Origin of the sequence: Planotetraspora sp. A-T 1434 (assembly GCF_025420585.1) — a bacterium.
GTDB lineage: Bacteria > Actinomycetota > Actinomycetes > Streptosporangiales > Streptosporangiaceae > JAOEGB01.
Map to the genome: position 1 here is coordinate 155,206 of NZ_JAOEGB010000002.1, position 15,203 is coordinate 170,408.

Here is a 15,203-nt window from a genome sequence, read left to right on the forward strand (position 1 = left end):
CCAAGGAACCCCCAGGAACCACACGTCCCCGAGCTTCCCGGGAAACCATGCATGATCACGGCGACGGGTTTACCCGACCGGCTCCCTAGCCGCGCTCCAGGGTGGCCTCCTCGAAGTCGAGCTCCTGCATCACCCGATGAAGAACCTCGTCGTCGATCCGCCGCTCGTCGCGGAGCCGTACGAACACGTCACGCTCGGCTGCCAGCATCTCCCTGCGGAGGCGGCGGTAGATAGTGGCGGGGGTCTCCTCCCCGTCCGGGCCGGTGCCGCCGCCGAGCCGCTCCCAGGCGTGCAGCGCCCTCCGCTCGGAGCGGTCGCGCAGCCGCTGGACGACCTCCTCGTGCACGTCGAGGACGCCGTCGGCGACCAGCTCGTCGAGCCGTGCCACCGCGGCCGCGGCCGCGGCCTGCTGGGCGGCGGCCTCGGCGAGATCGTCGGCGTACTGCTCCTTCTCGGTCGAGACGCCCAGCTTCCTGATCAGCCACGGGAACGACAGGCCCTGGACGACCAGGGTTCCGATCACGACGGCGAAGGTCAGGAAGAGCAGGAGATTGCGTTCGGGGAAGTCCTCCGGAAGACCGAAGGCGGCGGCCAGCGAGACGACGCCGCGCATCCCCGCCCAGCTCACCAGCAAAGAGCTCCGCCACGGTGGCTTCTTCGGTTCGCGCTCGCGGATCCTCTTGGACAGCATCAGCGGGACATAGGCGGAGAGCGGCACCCAGAACGCCCGGACCACCACGGCCACCAGGAAGAGCGCGACCGCGTAGACGGCGACCCGTCCGGGGTCCTCGCCCTGCAGGCCCACGATGATCGGGCGCACCTGCAGGCCGATGAGCGCGAACACGATCGACTCCAGCACGAGGTCGACGACCTGCCAGACGGCGCTCGACAGCAGGCGCGTGCCGTACGACGTGCGGCTGAGCTGGTGGCCCAGGTAGATCCCGACGATCACGACGGAGATCACGCCGGAGGCGTGGACCGCCTCCGCCGCGATGTACGCGGCGTACGGCACGAGCAGCGAGACCCCGTTGGCGATCAGCGGGTCGGCGAGCCGCCGCAGCAGCAGCCCCGTGACGTACGCCAGGGCGAGGCCGATCATGATGCCGCCTCCGGCGGCGAAGAGGAACTGCGTCCCGGCGTCGACCAGGCTGACCGCGGTGCCGAGGACCGCCCCGACCGCGACCCGGTAGGCGGTGAGCGCGGTGGCGTCGTTGAACAGCCCCTCCCCGATCAGGATGGTGATCGCGCGCCTCGGCAGGCCCAGCTTGCGGCCGACGGCGACGGCGGACACGGCGTCGGTGGGGGCCACGATCGCGCCGAGCGCGAACGCCGCGGCGAGCGGGAGGTGCGGGATCAGGGCGTGCGCGACGAAGCCGATCACGACCGTGTTGACCAGGACGAGCCCGACGGCCAGCATGCCGACCGGCCGTTGGGCGTCGCGTAACCGCAGGTAGGAGCTGTCGAGCGCGGCCGAGTAGAGCATCGGCGGCAGGAAGATCGACAAGACCACCTGCGGGTCCAGCTCATAGCCGGGGATGCCGGGCACGTAGGAGGCCACAAGCCCGGCGAGGACCAGCAGCAGGGGCGCCGACCACCCTCGCCATCTCGCGAAGCCGGCCACCGCCAGCGCGACCGCCGGGAGGAACAGAAACTGCAATGCCGTCGAGGTGTCCATCAATCGACGAGCGTACTTACGGCTGGGACCGCTGATGACCGGCCGCGTCCACCCCCACCGCTACCAGCCGCGCTGGTCCTCCCGGTGTTCCGGCCGGCGTCCGGCGCGGTGATCTGAGGACTGATCTGATTGATGATCTGAGTGGTGATCCGGCCGCTGGTCGGGCCGCAGCCGCTCCCCCGTCGTGTACATCGGCTCCGGGACGTACGGCCGGACCTGACCGAGGCCGAGAGGGTCATTCGGGTCGACGTCGACCGCGCCGGGCTGCGGCGGGTACGCCGGCTCGTGCTGGTACGCACCGGCGTCGTGCTGGTAGGCGGCCTCGTTCGGGTAGGCCGGCTCCTGCTGGTAGGCGGCCTCGTTCGGGTAGGCCGGCTCCTGCTGGTAGGCGGCCTCGTTCGGGTAGGCCGGCTCCTGCTGGTAGGCGGCCTCTCGCTGGTAACCCGGCTGCTGCTGGTAGGCCGGTTCCTGAGAGTAGGCGGGTTCCTGAGAGTAGGCCCCCGTCGGCTGCTGGGCGTACGCCGGTTGCTGCCGGTAAGCAGGCTCGCGCTGGTACGACGGCTCCCGCTGGTACCTCAGGTCCTGCGCGGGGTCCTGATACTGGTCCCGCTGGTACTGGTCCTGCTGGTACTGGTCCTGTTGATACTGATCCTGTTGATACTGATCCTGTTGATACTGCGGGTCCTGCTGGTACGTCGGGTCCCCGGCGTATGCGGGCTGCTGCGGGTAGGCCGGTTCCTGGGCGTAGGCCGGCTCTTCCGGGTCGAACTGGTACGCGGGCCGTCCGGGGATGGGCGAGGGGAACTGGTACACCGGCTCGGCGGGCGGCGGCTCGTGGTTGGCGGCGACCAGCCGGTCCCGGGAAGGAGCGCCCCGGGCGACCAGCACATCGTTCGGCCCCAGCGCCGCCGGGGCAGGCCTGGCGTACTGACCCGTGCCGGGGTAGTCGGGGTATTCCGGGTAGTCGGAATGGTCGGGGTAGTCCTGATAGCCGACCGCCTGATCCCGGGCGCCGGGCTCGCCGGTGTCCGGCATCGGGAACGGTCCCGTCCCGGCGTCGTCCTCGGAGTACTGGCCACCCGCTTCGGCGAAGCCCTCGTCGAGGGTGTCGATGAGGCGCTCCACGTCGCCCATCGGCATCCGGAAACTGGCCGTGCACATCTCGCCGCGCCACAGGCTCAGCACCAGCGTGCCCTCGTGCCAGGTGACCCGTAGGACCCGGTCCTGTCCTCGGGCGTCGAAGAACACCTCACCGAACGATGGCAATGGGACAACTTCCGACATGGCAGACATAGTGCCTTTACCTGCCCTTATCCGTCCACTCGACCTCGGGAACCCTACCGAAACGTTCGTTTCGTCCTTCTTGACCTCACTCGGTAGATCACCGTTGACCTTGAGCGCTGAGCCCTAGTCTGCCATGTGGGATCGAATCCGGCTCCTGGAACGCCAGGATGTGTCAATCCGGTCACGCACCGAATGTCGGCGGCAGCGGGTAGCGTTCTCCCGTGCCCAAGGACCGTCCCGAGCTTCCGCCCGTCGAAGAGCTGCTCACCACCGTGGTGGCGGAGCTGGGGGGCAGCGAGCGCCCGGGCCAGGTAAAGATGGCTCAGGCGGTGCAGCAGGCCGTGGAGGGCGACGAGCATCTCGCGGTCCAGGCCGGCACAGGCACGGGCAAGTCGCTCGCCTACCTGGTGCCCGCGGTCAGGCACGCCGCCGAGACCGGCAACGCCATCGTGGTCTCCACCGCGACGATCGCGCTCCAACGCCAGCTCGTGGACCGTGACCTGCCCCGGCTCGCCGACGCGCTGGAGGGCGCGCTGCCGAGCCGGCCGGCGTTCGCGATCCTCAAGGGCCGCCGCAACTACCTGTGCCGCTACAAGATGGGCGCCGGAATGCCCGACGACGAGGACGACCAGCTCTTCGACCCTCGCGAGGTCAGCGCCACCGGCCGGATGGTCCAACGGATCCAGGAGTGGGCCAATGAGACCGAGACGGGCGACCGCGACGAGCTGATTCCCGGCGTCAACGAGCAGGCGTGGCGGCAGTTCTCCGTGACCGCCAGGGAGTGTCTCGGCGCGCAGCGGTGCCCGAGCGGTGCCGAGTGCTTCGCCGAGCTGGCCCGGGAGCGCGCGGGAGAGGCCGACGTCGTGGTCACCAACCACGCCCTGCTGGCCATCGACGCCATGGAGGACTTCGCTGTCCTTCCGGAGCACGACGTCGTCATCGTGGACGAGGCGCACGAGCTGGTCGACAGGGTGACCTCGGTGGTCACCGGCGAGCTGTCGGAGAGCACCGTGGGCATCGCCGTCCGCCGCGCCGGGAGGCTGATCGAGCAGGGGGTGGCCGACCGGCTGCAGGAGGCGGGGGAGGACCTGAAGGCCCTGCTCGCCGCGGCCCCGCCCGGCCGGATAGACGACCTGCCCCAATCGCTGGGGCTCACTCTCGCGCTGGTGCGCGACGCCGCCTTCGCGTGCATCACCGCGCTCGGCCCCCGCAACAAGGACAAGGAAGATCTCGAGAACGCGGGCCTGCGGAAGGCCGCGTTCACGATGCTCGACGAGGTGCACGACACGGCCCAGCGCATGCTCGACGCGTTCGGCGCCGCGTCCGAGGCCGACCGGGCGGAGGTCGTGTGGCTGGAGGAGGGGCGTGGGCGCACCGCGCCGGCCCTCCGGGTCGCGCCGCTGTCGGTGGGCGGCATGCTCCGCGACAAGCTCTTCGGGGACCGTACGGTCGTCCTGACGAGCGCCACGCTGGCGCTCGGCGGCTCCTTCGACGGCCTGGCCCGTCAGTGGGGGCTCGGCCGCGAGGAATGGACGGGTCTCGACGTCGGCTCGCCGTTCGACCATCCGCGCAGCGGGATCCTCTACGTGGCAAAGCATCTGCCGCAGCCGGGCCGCGACGGCCTCCCCGAGGCGTATCTGACCGAGATCACCGAGCTGATCGAGGCGGCGGGCGGGCGCGCGCTCGGCCTGTTCTCCTCGATGCGGGCCGCCAAGGCCGCCACCGAGGCGCTGCGGGACCGGCTGAACGTCCCTCTGCTCTGCCAGGGCGACGACTCCACCTCACAGCTCGTGAAGCAGTTCGCCGCCGACCCGGCCACGTGCCTGTTCGGCACGCTGTCGCTCTGGCAGGGCGTCGACGTTCCCGGGCCGTCGCTGACGCTTGTGATCATCGACCGGATCCCGTTCCCGCGTCCCGACGACCCGCTGGCCTCGGCGCGGCAGCGGCACGTCGCGGCCACCGGCGGCAACGGCTTCATGACCGTCGCCGCCACCCATGCCGCGCTACTCCTGGCCCAGGGCGCGGGCCGCCTGCTGCGGTCGATGGACGACCGGGGCGTAGTGGCCGTCCTCGACCCCCGGCTGGCGACGGCTCGCTACGGCGGGTTCCTGGTGAGCTCCCTCCCGCCGTTCTGGCGCACCACCGACCCCGCCAAGGTCCGCGACGCGCTGCGACGTCTCACAGCTGACGCGTAAGGCGCCTCACGGCAGGCGGGTGAGGTCCGGGCGCTTGGGGTCGAGGCCGTCGCCGGAGGACCGGCCCCGGAGGCGGCGGCCGATCCACGGGCCGAGGTGCTCGCGCAGCCATTGGGCGTCCTCTCGGCGCTTGATCCTCGGATCCACCTGCTCCCGGGGCGGCCAGGTCATCCGCCAGTCGTCGTCGGACGGCACGGCCAGCACGTCGAGAACCCTTGCCGCGACGAGGCGGTGGCCGTCCGCGTTGAGGTGCAGCCGGTCCTCGCTCCACGCCCGCCAGTCCCGCAGGCTCTGCATCGACCAGATGTCCACGAGGTGGCAGCCGTACAGGTCGGAGATCGCGCGGACGTGCATGAAGAAGACGGCGAACTTGCCGCGCACCCTGCGCATGATCGGGGTGTCGCGCGGGTCCATGCCGGTGAACAGCACGACGTCCGCGCCGGTGCCCCGCAACTGCCGTACGGCTCCCGCCAGTTTCTTGGCCATCCGGTCGGGGTCGCTGCCCGGCCGCAGCAGGTCGTTGCCGCCCGCGCAGAAACTGATCAGGTCGGGCTTCAGCTCGACCGCGCGGGGCACCTGCTCCTCGACGATCTGGTCGATCAGCTTGCCGCGCACCGCCAGGTTCGCGTACCGGAACTCCGGCTCCAGCTGGGCCAGCCGCTCCGCGACCCGGTCGGCCCATCCGCGGTACCGCGCGACCTCTCCAACCGCCTGGCCGTTCACGACCGGATCATTGAGACCTTCGGTGAAACTGTCCCCGACCGCGACGTACGACGTGTATCCCATGGGTCCTGCCTTGCTTCGCTTTTACTGATTACTGACCAGTATCCGCGATGGCCCGCAGTGCCAGCTCGTAGGACCGCATGCCGAACCCGGCGATCGTGCCCGTCGCGACGGCCGCCACGACCGAGGTGTGGCGGAACTCCTCCCGGGCGTTCGGGTTGGAGATGTGCACCTCGATCAGGGGCGCCGTCCGCTGCGCGATGGCGTCGCGCAGCGCGTAGGAGTAGTGCGTGAACGCGGCCGGGTTGAGCACGACGGGCGTCCGGGCGTCGGCCGCCTCGTGGATCCAGCCGACCAGCTCGGCCTCGTCGTCGGTCTGCCTGACCTCGACGGACAGGCCGAGCTCCCGGCCGGTCTCGCGGCACAGCGCGGCGAGGTCGTCGAACGTCTGCGCCCCGTAGACGTCGGGCTCCCGGATGCCGAGCCGCCCGAGGTTGGGCCCGTTGAGGACGAGAACGGGCCTCATCGGCCGACCTCCTGGTAGGCGGCCTCGAGCAACTCCTCGGCGGGGTTCTCGAGGCGGGACACTTTGGCGATGTCGTCCAGCACCACGAACCGCAGCGTGGCGCCCCGGCTCTTCTTGTCGACCCGCATGTGGTCGCGGAGCGCGGGCCACGCCTCCCGGCGGTACGCCGTGGGCAGGCCGACCGACGTCAGGATCGAGCGCGTCCGGTCGACGATGTCCCGGCCGATCCGGCCGTCCAGGCGGGACAGCTCGGCGGCGTAGACCAGGCCGATCGCGACGGCCTCGCCGTGCCTGATGTGGTAGCTCTCCACCCGCTCGATCGCGTGGGCCAGCGTGTGGCCGTAGTTGAGGATCTCCCGCAGGCCGCTCTCGCGCAGGTCGGCCCCCACGACGTCGGCCTTGACCCGGATCTTCCGCTCGATCAGCTCGCGGGTGTGCTCGCCCTCCGGCGTGCAGGCCCCGGCCGGGTCGTCCTCGATCAGCATGAGGATCGTCGGGTCGGCGATGAAGCCGCCCTTGATGATCTCCGCGAGCCCGGCGACGTAGTCCTCGCGCGGCACGCTCACCAGCGTGGCGAGGTCGCACAGGACGCCCTTCGGCGGGTGGAACGAGCCGACGAGGTTCTTGCCCTCGGGGGTGTTGATGCCGGTCTTGCCGCCGACGGCCGCGTCGACCATGGCCAGCAGCGTCGTCGGGACCTGCACCACCTGGACACCGCGCAGCCAGGTCGCGGCCACGAATCCGGCCAGGTCGGTGGTGGCCCCCCCGCCGACGCCGACGACCGCGTCCGACCTGGTCACGCCGTACCGCCCGAGCGCCGACCACAGCTCTGCCGCGACATGGACGCTCTTGGCCTCCTCGCCGTCGGGCACGGGCAGGGAGATCACCTCGTAGCCCGCCGTCTCCAGCACCCCGCACACCGGCCGGGCGATCTCGGGCAGGCTCGCCGGGTGGATCACGGCCACGGTCCGCACCCCGGCGCTCAGCAGGCCGGGCAGCTCGCCCAGCACGCCGGTGCCGACCACGACGTCATAGGGGCTGTCGCCCCGCACGGTGATGCGCGTCGCCGTCATAGCTCCGCCGAGATTTCGGTCGCGATCTGGTCCACGATGTCGGCGGGCTCCCGGTCATCGGTGCTGACCGTTATCACGGCCAGCCGCTCGTACACCGGGCGGCGCTCCTCCATCAGCTTTCTGAGCCGGCTGCGCGGGTTGAGCACGAGCAACGGCCTCGCGGAGGCGAGCCCGACCCGCCTGACCGCCTGGTCGAGCCCGACCTGCAGGTAGACGACCTGGTGCCCGGCGAGCAGCTTCTGAGTGGGCTCGTGCAGGATCGCGCCGCCGCCCAGCGACAGCACGCCGCCGTGGCTCTCCAGCGCGGCCCGTACGGCTTCCGCCTCCAGCTCGCGGAACCTGGCCTCCCCGTCCTCGACGAAGACGTCGCTCACGGGCTTTCCGGCGACGGCCTCGACGTCGGCGTCGGTGTCGCGGAAGGACACGCCGAGCCGCTCGGCCAGCAGGTGGCCGATCGTGGACTTGCCGGAGCCCGGCGGGCCGATGAGGACGGCGGCGGGCCGTTCAGACCCCTGAGGAGCCGAGTTCACGATCACTTGATCACCAGGGAAGAGAGGTAACCGGACAGGTTGCGCGCGACCTCCTCGACGGAGTCACCGCCGAACTTCTCGATCGCCGCGTCGGCCAGCACCAGCGCGACCATCGCCTCGGCGACGATCGCGGCGGCCGGCACCGCACAGACGTCCGAACGCTCGTGGTGGGCCTTGGCGGCCTCCCCCGTCAGGACGTCGATCGTGGCGAGCGCGCGGGGCACGGTGGAGATCGGCTTCATCGCCGCGCTGACCCGCAGCGGCTCGCCGTTGGTCATGCCGCCCTCGACGCCGCCGGCCCGGTTGGTGATCCGGCGGACGCCCTCGGGCGTGTTCTCGATCTCGTCGTGGGCCCGGGAGCCGGGGCGGCGGGCCGTCTCGAAGCCGTCGCCGACCGCCACGCCCTTGATGGCCTGGATGCCCATCAGCGCGCCGGCGAGGCGGGAGTCGAGCCGGCGGTCCCAATGGGTGTAGCTGCCGAGGCCGGGCGGCAGGCCGTACGCGACGACCTCGACGACCCCGCCGAGCGTGTCGCCGTCCTTGTGCGCCTTGTCGATCTCGGCCACCATCGCCGCGCTGGCGGCGGGGTCCACGCAGCGCACCGGGTCGGCGTCCACCGTCGCCATGTCGCCGGGGCCGGGGAGCACGTCGCCCGGCGCCGTGGCCTCGCCGATGGCGACGACATGGCTCACGATGTCGACGCCCAGGGCCTGCTTGAGAAAGCTCCGGGCGACCTGGCCGAGCGCCACGCGGGCGGCGGTCTCCCGGGCGCTGGCCCGGTCGAGCACCGGCCGCGCGTCGTCGAAGCCGTACTTCTGCATGCCGGCCAGGTCCGCGTGGCCGGGCCGGGGCCGCGACCTCGGCGCGTTGCGGGCCTGCCCCTCCAGGACGGCGGGGTCCACCGGGTCGGCGGCCATCACCGTCTCCCACTTGGGCCATTCGGTGTTGCCGATCCGGATGGCGACGGGCGAGCCGAGCGTGCGGCCGTGCCGTACGCCACCGGAGATCGTCACCACGTCCTGCTCGAACTTCATCCGCGCGCCACGGCCGTAACCGAGGCGACGGCGGCGCAGGGCCTCGTCGAGCTGGGCGGTGGTCACCTCCACGCCCGCGGGCAGGCCTTCCAGGATCGCGAGGAGCTCGGGGCCATGGGACTCCCCGGCGGTCAACCAGCGCAACATGGTGACAAGTCTTCCATGTGTCAGGCGTGCACGAGCACCGCCACGAGGGCCGCCACGAGCATGAACGGCCCGAACGGGAACTCGCTCTTCCGGGTCGCCCTCTTGGTGATCAAGAGGCCGGCGGCGTACAGGGCGCCCAGGAAGTGACCGCCCAGCCCGGCGACCAGCGCCGCCTGGACCCCCAGCGCGCCGGTGAGCAGGCCGATGAGCCCGGCGAGCTTGACGTCACCGAAACCGAGCGCCGCAGGACGCCCGAACCACAGCAGCGCGTACACGCCCCCGATGGCGCACCCGGCCGTCACCGCGCCCATGAGATGCCCCGAGGGCACGAGCAGGGCCACGACGATCGGGTACGACGGCACGACGATCGCGTCGGGGAGCCGCCAGATCCGCCAGTCGATCACCGCCAGCGTCACGCCCGCGACCGCCGCGTATAGCCAGGCGGCCAGCAGCCAGCCGTTGTGCTGGTGGTCATCCTGCAGTCCCCAGGTCACGAGCCCGGCGGCGACGGCGGTTGCGGCTTCGATCAGGTACGGCGGGCGGGGCACGGGCACGATCCGGATCGCGTACGCGTACGCCTCTCTGGCCTCCTTACGGGTGTCGTCCGGATCGATGCCGAAACCACCCGCGAGCTCACGGACGTACGATCCCGCGATCAATCCGAGGATCACGGCTAGAAGGAGGGCCACGCGCAGACCCTAATGGCGGCGGCGCCCTCACTTGACCATCGAGGTGCGGTTGGCGAACCGTCGCCGTGGATCACCTGCGGATCGTCACGGATCGCCGGGGGCTCAGCGACGGCGTCTGTCCCACCAGTGCCGGGGGCGCTCCCGCAGCCGCGCCACCGTCAGGTCCGGTACGGCTTCCGCCAGCCGGTCCAGGGCCGAGGCGTCGTGCTTGGCCTCCTCGACCGTCGCGAGGGCCTGCAGCATGCCCCCCTCGATCACGAACGGGATCGGCCCGGCCACGTCGATCACCACGGCGGCGGCCTGCTCGTGCCGGGCGGCCTGACAGACCTGGGGACCCGTCGCCTGGACGGGCCGGGCGTCCGGGCGCCACATCCGCAACGGCTCCACGCCGGTGAAGGCGAGAACGGCCTCCCGCCCGTCCTTGCCGACGAGCTTGGGGAGCGCCATCTCGCTCTCTTTCTCCTGCTTGAGCCCGTGCTCCCCCACCTCGGACTCGGTGAGGAGCGCGACCACGGGCACCAGGAGCCTGGCCTGGCCGAGGGCCGTCAGCACGTCGGCGGCGGTCGCCGTACCGGCGTGGAAGGCCGACAGGGCCGACCCGACGGCGGCGTCGACGCCGCCGTCGTCATCAGGGCGCAGAGGCTGTGGAATCGCGGGCACGTTCCGCGAGCCTACCCGCTCCACACCCCCACCCCCCTCACCCCGGCCGTGATCATGCACGGGTTCCCGGACGTGGCCCCAACCAGCGCAAACCCATGCCGTGATCATGCACAGGTTCCAGCACATTCGGCCGGAGCGGCGCAAACGCCGATCGTGATCATGCAGCTGTCAATGCATGATCACAGTGAGCGTAGAAGCAGGTCAGCGAAGCGATCCGGGAAGTTGCGCATGATCACGGCACGGATTTGCGCTGGTCAGGCGAGGTCGGCGATGGCGATGACGGGGCCGCCGCCGGAGGGGCCCTGGTGGACGGCCGCCACCGACACGAACACCGCCGGGTCGCCGGTCACGCCGGCGGCGACGCCGCCCACGGTGGCCTTGATCTGCCGGTGCCAGTGGACGTCGGAGTCGTCGAGCATGATGTTGCGCCGCCCGCGGACCCGTCCCGAGGGGTCGGCCTCGCACTTGATGAACACGTTGACCAGCCGGTCGCCGAGGTCGCTCGGGTGGGGGCGTTCGGGCAGCTCGATACCCGCGTCGCGGATGGCCTCCCAGATGCCGTCGGCGTCCAGGGCGTCCCTCATCACCGAGTGACCGGCCCGGTAGCGGCCGCCGATCCCCCGGACGTTGCCGACCACCACGATCTGGGCCCGGTCGAGCTCGACACCACTCGAACACGAGGCCACCGACGAGTAGAGCGACAGGTCCTTGTGGATCTGCCCGGCCGACGGCATCTCGATCTCCCCGAGCGCCACGGCGATGCCCAGAGCCGTCGTGGAGTTGGAGATGTCCATCGACTTGAGCGTGTCCTCTGTGACGACGGTCCGGCCGCGCTCCTTCGCGTCGGTGATCGTGGACAGCGTCAGCAGCGGCGTCTTCGTCTGCACATAGTGGACGTCGGCGGGATCCTCGATGCCGGCGATCTTCATGGCCTCCCGCACTCCGGCGGCGACCTTGTCCACCATCGCCGGCCGCCCGATGTCCTCGGGGAGGATCACCTCGCTCATCGCCACGCCGACGCTCACCCGCGGCTCGTTGGTCTGTACGGCTTTCGCCGGGTCGAGGCTGGCGAAGATCGTGGCGTGCGGGCTCAGCACGCCGTCGGTGCCGCCGGACCACACGAGCGGCACCTGCTTGACCTCCTCCTCCGTCCGGGTGCCCTTGGCCACGAGGACCTCGCGGAACGCCCGGTCGGCGAGGATGCGCGTGTAGTCGTTCACGCCGCCGTTGCCCTCGGTCTTGCCGATCACCGCGAGCACGCGGTCGGCCTCGATCACTCCGTCGTCGATCAGCCGCGCGAGCCCGGACGCGTCCGTGACGCTCTCGATGGCGACCTTCCGCACCTCGATCGGATCCGGCATCTATCTCTCCACCCCTCTGGACACCCTTGTGCCGATATTTCCTGATAGCGCCTCACCGATGTGCTGCAGTGAGGTGATCACGGCTCTGTTTCCACCGTCTTCGGCGAAGCGCAGCGCCGCCTCGACCTTGGGGCCCATGCTGCCGCTCGCGAAGTGGCCCGCCGCCTGCAGCACCCGCAGCTCGGCCACGGTGATCTCCTCGATCGGCCGGGCGGTGGGCGTGCCGTACCCGGCGATCGCGTGCGGCACGTCGGTCGCGATCACCAGATCGGTCGCCTGTACGGCTCTCGCGAGCGCGGCGGCCGCCAGGTCCTTGTCGATGACGGCCTCTACCCCGCTCAGTGTGCCGTCCTCTGCCCGGACGACGGGCACTCCCCCGCCTCCGGCGGCGACCACGGTGTACCCGGCCTCCATGAGGGCGATCGCGGCGGGGGCGTCGAGTATTTCGACCGGCCAGGGGGAGGCGACCACCCTGCGCCAGCCGCGCTCGAATCGCCGCCAGGTCTGGCCGTGGTGCTCGAACCGGCGGGGCTCGTCCTCTCCGAAGTACTGCCCGATGGGCTTCACAGGCTCGCGGAACGCGGGATCGTCCGGATCGACGAGCGTGCGCGTCACGACAGTCGCGACGCGCACAGGCTCGGGCGCCAGCGCCCGCTCCAGGGCGTTCATGATGAGGGTGCCGAGCGTGCCCTGCGTCTGGGCGACGCACCAGTCCAGCGGGACGGGCGCCAGCACATGGGCGGCCAGCTGGTTCTTCAGAAGGATGTTGCCGACCTGCGGGCCGTTGCCGTGGGTGAGCATCACCTCGTGCCCGGCCCTGATGAGGCCGGCGACATGGGTCATGGCCTGCCCGATGGCACGGTGCTGGTCATCCGGCGACGCGCTCCCGTCGGGAGCCGTCATGGCGTTGCCGCCCAGTGCGATCAGTACGCGTCCGCCCACATCGCGAAACTATCCACGCGACGACGGGCCTACATTGGCGAATATCGCCCATCAAGCGCCCATCCTTCGGCAAGCCTTCCCCTCGGTGCGGCGGACCTGCCCATGCCGGACCAATTGGCGGCAGAATCGGGGACGTGCCCCCCGAGAAGCTGGAATCCAACGAAGTCGGCGCGGCCTTCGCCGCGCGCCGCGAGCTCGGCCCCCAGTACGAACTGGAGCTCGCCGAGTCACTCGTCGACCGGGTCAACGCCGTGATCGACTCCCGGCTGGCCGTGCAGAAGAACAAGCGCCCGCCGCTCGATTGGGCGCAGATGGCCCTCGGGCTCGGGTCCCTGACCCTGTCCGTCCCGCTGTCGGCCATCACGATCACTCACGGTGGAGGCACCGTCGGCCTCATGCTCGTCTTCGGCGTCGTCGCCTTCGTCAACCTGGCCTACGTGCTCAGCCGCGCCCTCCACCACCGCCGCGACTGACAGCGCGCGGCGGAGCCCGCCCGTCAGGGGTGGCGCAGGACGTTCAGGTGCACACGAACGTCGCCAGAACCTCGGCGATCTCGCCCACGTCATCAAGTTTGCCCGAGGCGACGGCGATCACCAAGTCATAGGCCGAGTCATCGTCTGTGTCCAGCTCCACGCCGTTGTACGCGAGGAACACCACCGTGGACACCCAGGCCACCCGCTTGTTGCCGTCGAGGAATGGATGGTTGACCGCCAGCGAATGCAGCAGAGCGGCGGCCTTGGTGACCAGGTCCGGGTACGCCTCCTGGCCGAACATCCGCGCCTGAGGGCGATGCACGGCCGAGTCGAGCAGTCCCAGATCACGTAGCTGCGGGGTGCCTTCGATGGCGAGCTCGGCCAGATCAAGAACCTGCTCGACCGTCAGGTAGCGGGTCACTGGGCGAGACGGTCGAGAACGGGCTTCCACCGGCGAACCGCGTCCACTCCCAGCCGGTGGACCTCCTCGTCGGCACTGTGCCGGGCAAGGTACTCCTCCACGGCAGCGAGGACGACCTGCTGCATGCTACGGCCCTCCTCCTCGGCACGCCGGCGAAGGGCCTCGGTCTGCTCGTCACTCAAGCGAAGCGTCATGGCCATACCTCCATGCTACGTCGCCAGTATCAATCTGATACCAGTCACAGAAAGCATAAGGTCAGTCACACATAGTCGTCAGGCGATTATCCGCCGGAGGCCGCCAGGCGCTGGAGGCGGGTGACGGCCTCGTCGATGACGTCGTCCTTCTTGCAGAAGGCGAACCGGACGAAATGACTGCCACGGGCGGGATGGTCGTAGAAGACCTGCGTCGGGATGGCGACGACGCCCGCGAGCTCGGGCAGCCGGAGACACAGGTCGAGGCCGTCGTCGAAGCCCAGCGGCCGGATGTCGGTCTGGACGAAGTAGGTGCCCGCGGGACGGAGGACGGCGAAACCGGCCGCCTCCAGCCCGGCCATCAGCCGGTCGCGCTTGGCCTCCAGGGACGCGCGCTGGGCGGCCACCCAGCCCATCTCCTCGCGCATGCCGTACGCCACGGCGAGCTGCCAGGGGGCGCCGGACGTGAACGTGAGGAACTGCTTGACCGTCTGCACGGCCCGCACCAGCGACGGCGGCGCGCAGATCCAGCCGGTCTTCCAGCCGGTCACGCTGAACGTTTTGCCCGCCGAGGAGATCATCACGGTGCGCTCGCGCATGCCGTGCAGCGTGGCGAGCGGGATGTGCTCGACGCCGTCGAAGGTCAGATGCTCGTAGACCTCGTCGGTGATGGCGACGAGGTCGCGCTCCCGGCAGAGCGCGGCGATGACCTCCAGCTCCGCGCGGGTGAACACGGTGCCCGTGGGGTTGTGCGGCGAGTTCACCAGGATCGCCCTGGTCCGGGGGCCTACCGCGGCGGCCAGCTCGGCGGGGTCGAAGGTGAACCGGCCGGCGTCGACGCGCAGGGTCACCGGCTTCCGCACGGCTCCCGCGAGCGCGATGGCGGCCGAGTAGGAGTCGTAGTAAGGCTCGAAGACGATCACCTCGTCGCCCGGCTCGCAGAGGGCGAGGACGGTCGCCGTGATGGCCTCGGTGGCGCCGACCGTGACGAGCACCTCGCCGTCGGGATCGTAGGCGAGGCCGTACCACTCCTTGCGGTGCTCGGACACCGCCTGGCGGAGCTCGGGGACGCCCGGCCCCGGCGGGTACTGGTTGGCCCCGCTCCGGACGGCCTCGACGGCGCGCTCCAGCATCCGCTCGGGCCCGTCGGTGTCCGGGAAGCCCTGGCCGAGGTTGATCGAATCGGTCTCCACGGCGAGCTTCGTCATCGTCGCGAAGACGGTCGTGCCGAATTCGCGCATCCGTTCCACCAGCGGCTCACTCACAGCGGTCACCATAT

The 15,203-nt window shown here is 70.7% G+C and carries 16 protein-coding genes; 2 read left to right on the forward strand and 14 right to left on the reverse strand.

What is annotated here, in order from left to right:
* Nucleotides 1–85: 85 nt before the first annotated feature.
* Both N5079_RS04060 and N5079_RS04065 read right to left on the reverse strand, forming a co-directional pair.
* Nucleotides 86–1,675, reverse strand: coding sequence for a Na+/H+ antiporter (locus N5079_RS04060; protein WP_261582017.1), 1,590 nt, complete (start codon nt 1,673–1,675; stop codon nt 86–88).
* Nucleotides 1,676–1,735: 60 nt separating this feature from the next.
* A complete protein-coding gene (locus N5079_RS04065) occupies nt 1,736–2,959 on the reverse strand; it encodes a hypothetical protein (protein ID WP_261582018.1) in 1,224 nt (407 codons plus the stop codon).
* 221 nt (nt 2,960–3,180) lie between these two features.
* Here N5079_RS04065 and N5079_RS04070 point away from each other — a divergent pair, with 221 nt between their 5' ends.
* Entirely contained in the window at nt 3,181–5,154 is a 1,974-nt protein-coding gene (locus tag N5079_RS04070) for an ATP-dependent DNA helicase (RefSeq protein WP_261582019.1), read from the forward strand.
* A 6-nt stretch (nt 5,155–5,160) separates the two neighbouring features.
* Here N5079_RS04070 and N5079_RS04075 read toward each other — a convergent pair whose 3' ends face one another.
* The 9 genes from N5079_RS04075 to N5079_RS04115 all read right to left on the reverse strand — a co-directional run bounded on the left by N5079_RS04075 (nt 5,161) and on the right by N5079_RS04115 (nt 12,839).
* Nucleotides 5,161–5,940: an SGNH/GDSL hydrolase family protein gene (locus N5079_RS04075; RefSeq protein WP_261582020.1), complete on the reverse strand. Its 780-nt coding sequence runs from the start codon at nt 5,938–5,940 to the stop codon at nt 5,161–5,163.
* 28 nt (nt 5,941–5,968) lie between these two features.
* Nucleotides 5,969–6,403, reverse strand: coding sequence for a type II 3-dehydroquinate dehydratase (gene aroQ, locus N5079_RS04080; protein WP_261582021.1), 435 nt, complete (start codon nt 6,401–6,403; stop codon nt 5,969–5,971).
* A complete protein-coding gene (gene aroB / locus N5079_RS04085) occupies nt 6,400–7,476 on the reverse strand; it encodes a 3-dehydroquinate synthase (RefSeq protein ID WP_261582022.1) in 1,077 nt (358 codons plus the stop codon). Before aroB ends, aroQ begins: the two co-directional genes overlap by 4 nt.
* Nucleotides 7,473–8,006 (reverse strand): shikimate kinase, encoded by a 534-nt coding sequence (locus N5079_RS04090; RefSeq protein ID WP_261582023.1) that lies wholly within the window; start codon nt 8,004–8,006, stop codon nt 7,473–7,475. Before N5079_RS04090 ends, aroB begins: the two co-directional genes overlap by 4 nt.
* Before the next feature lie 2 nt (nt 8,007–8,008).
* Nucleotides 8,009–9,187 carry a chorismate synthase gene (aroC, locus tag N5079_RS04095; RefSeq protein ID WP_261582024.1) on the reverse strand — a complete coding sequence of 393 codons (1,179 nt, stop codon included), beginning with the start codon at nt 9,185–9,187 and terminating at the stop codon, nt 8,009–8,011.
* Nucleotides 9,188–9,207: 20 nt separating this feature from the next.
* The gene (locus N5079_RS04100) at nt 9,208–9,876 is read right to left on the reverse strand and encodes a prepilin peptidase (RefSeq protein WP_261582025.1); all 669 of its coding nucleotides are present in this window, start codon (nt 9,874–9,876) and stop codon (nt 9,208–9,210) included.
* A 102-nt stretch (nt 9,877–9,978) separates the two neighbouring features.
* Entirely contained in the window at nt 9,979–10,536 is a 558-nt protein-coding gene (locus N5079_RS04105) for an SseB family protein (RefSeq protein WP_261582026.1), read from the reverse strand.
* A 254-nt stretch (nt 10,537–10,790) separates the two neighbouring features.
* The gene (locus N5079_RS04110) at nt 10,791–11,897 is read right to left on the reverse strand and encodes a ring-opening amidohydrolase (RefSeq protein ID WP_261582027.1); all 1,107 of its coding nucleotides are present in this window, start codon (nt 11,895–11,897) and stop codon (nt 10,791–10,793) included.
* Nucleotides 11,898–12,839 (reverse strand): carbamate kinase, encoded by a 942-nt coding sequence (locus tag N5079_RS04115; protein WP_261582028.1) that lies wholly within the window; start codon nt 12,837–12,839, stop codon nt 11,898–11,900. It lies immediately after the preceding gene.
* Between the two features lie 134 nt (nt 12,840–12,973).
* Here N5079_RS04115 and N5079_RS04120 point away from each other — a divergent pair, with 134 nt between their 5' ends.
* Nucleotides 12,974–13,312: a hypothetical protein gene (locus N5079_RS04120; protein ID WP_261582029.1), complete on the forward strand. Its 339-nt coding sequence runs from the start codon at nt 12,974–12,976 to the stop codon at nt 13,310–13,312.
* A gap of 43 nt (nt 13,313–13,355) precedes the next feature.
* Here N5079_RS04120 and N5079_RS04125 read toward each other — a convergent pair whose 3' ends face one another.
* The 3 genes from N5079_RS04125 to N5079_RS04135 all read right to left on the reverse strand — a co-directional run bounded on the left by N5079_RS04125 (nt 13,356) and on the right by N5079_RS04135 (nt 15,189).
* Nucleotides 13,356–13,733 carry a type II toxin-antitoxin system death-on-curing family toxin gene (locus N5079_RS04125; protein WP_261582030.1) on the reverse strand — a complete coding sequence of 126 codons (378 nt, stop codon included), beginning with the start codon at nt 13,731–13,733 and terminating at the stop codon, nt 13,356–13,358.
* Complete coding sequence (locus tag N5079_RS04130; RefSeq protein WP_261582031.1) at nt 13,730–13,927, reverse strand: FitA-like ribbon-helix-helix domain-containing protein; 198 nt, start codon at nt 13,925–13,927, stop codon at nt 13,730–13,732. The genes N5079_RS04125 and N5079_RS04130 overlap by 4 nt, the downstream gene beginning before the upstream one ends.
* An 86-nt stretch (nt 13,928–14,013) precedes the next feature.
* Nucleotides 14,014–15,189, reverse strand: a complete 1,176-nt coding sequence (locus N5079_RS04135; RefSeq protein ID WP_261582032.1) for a pyridoxal phosphate-dependent aminotransferase — start codon at nt 15,187–15,189, stop codon at nt 14,014–14,016.
* Nucleotides 15,190–15,203 lie beyond the last annotated feature (14 nt).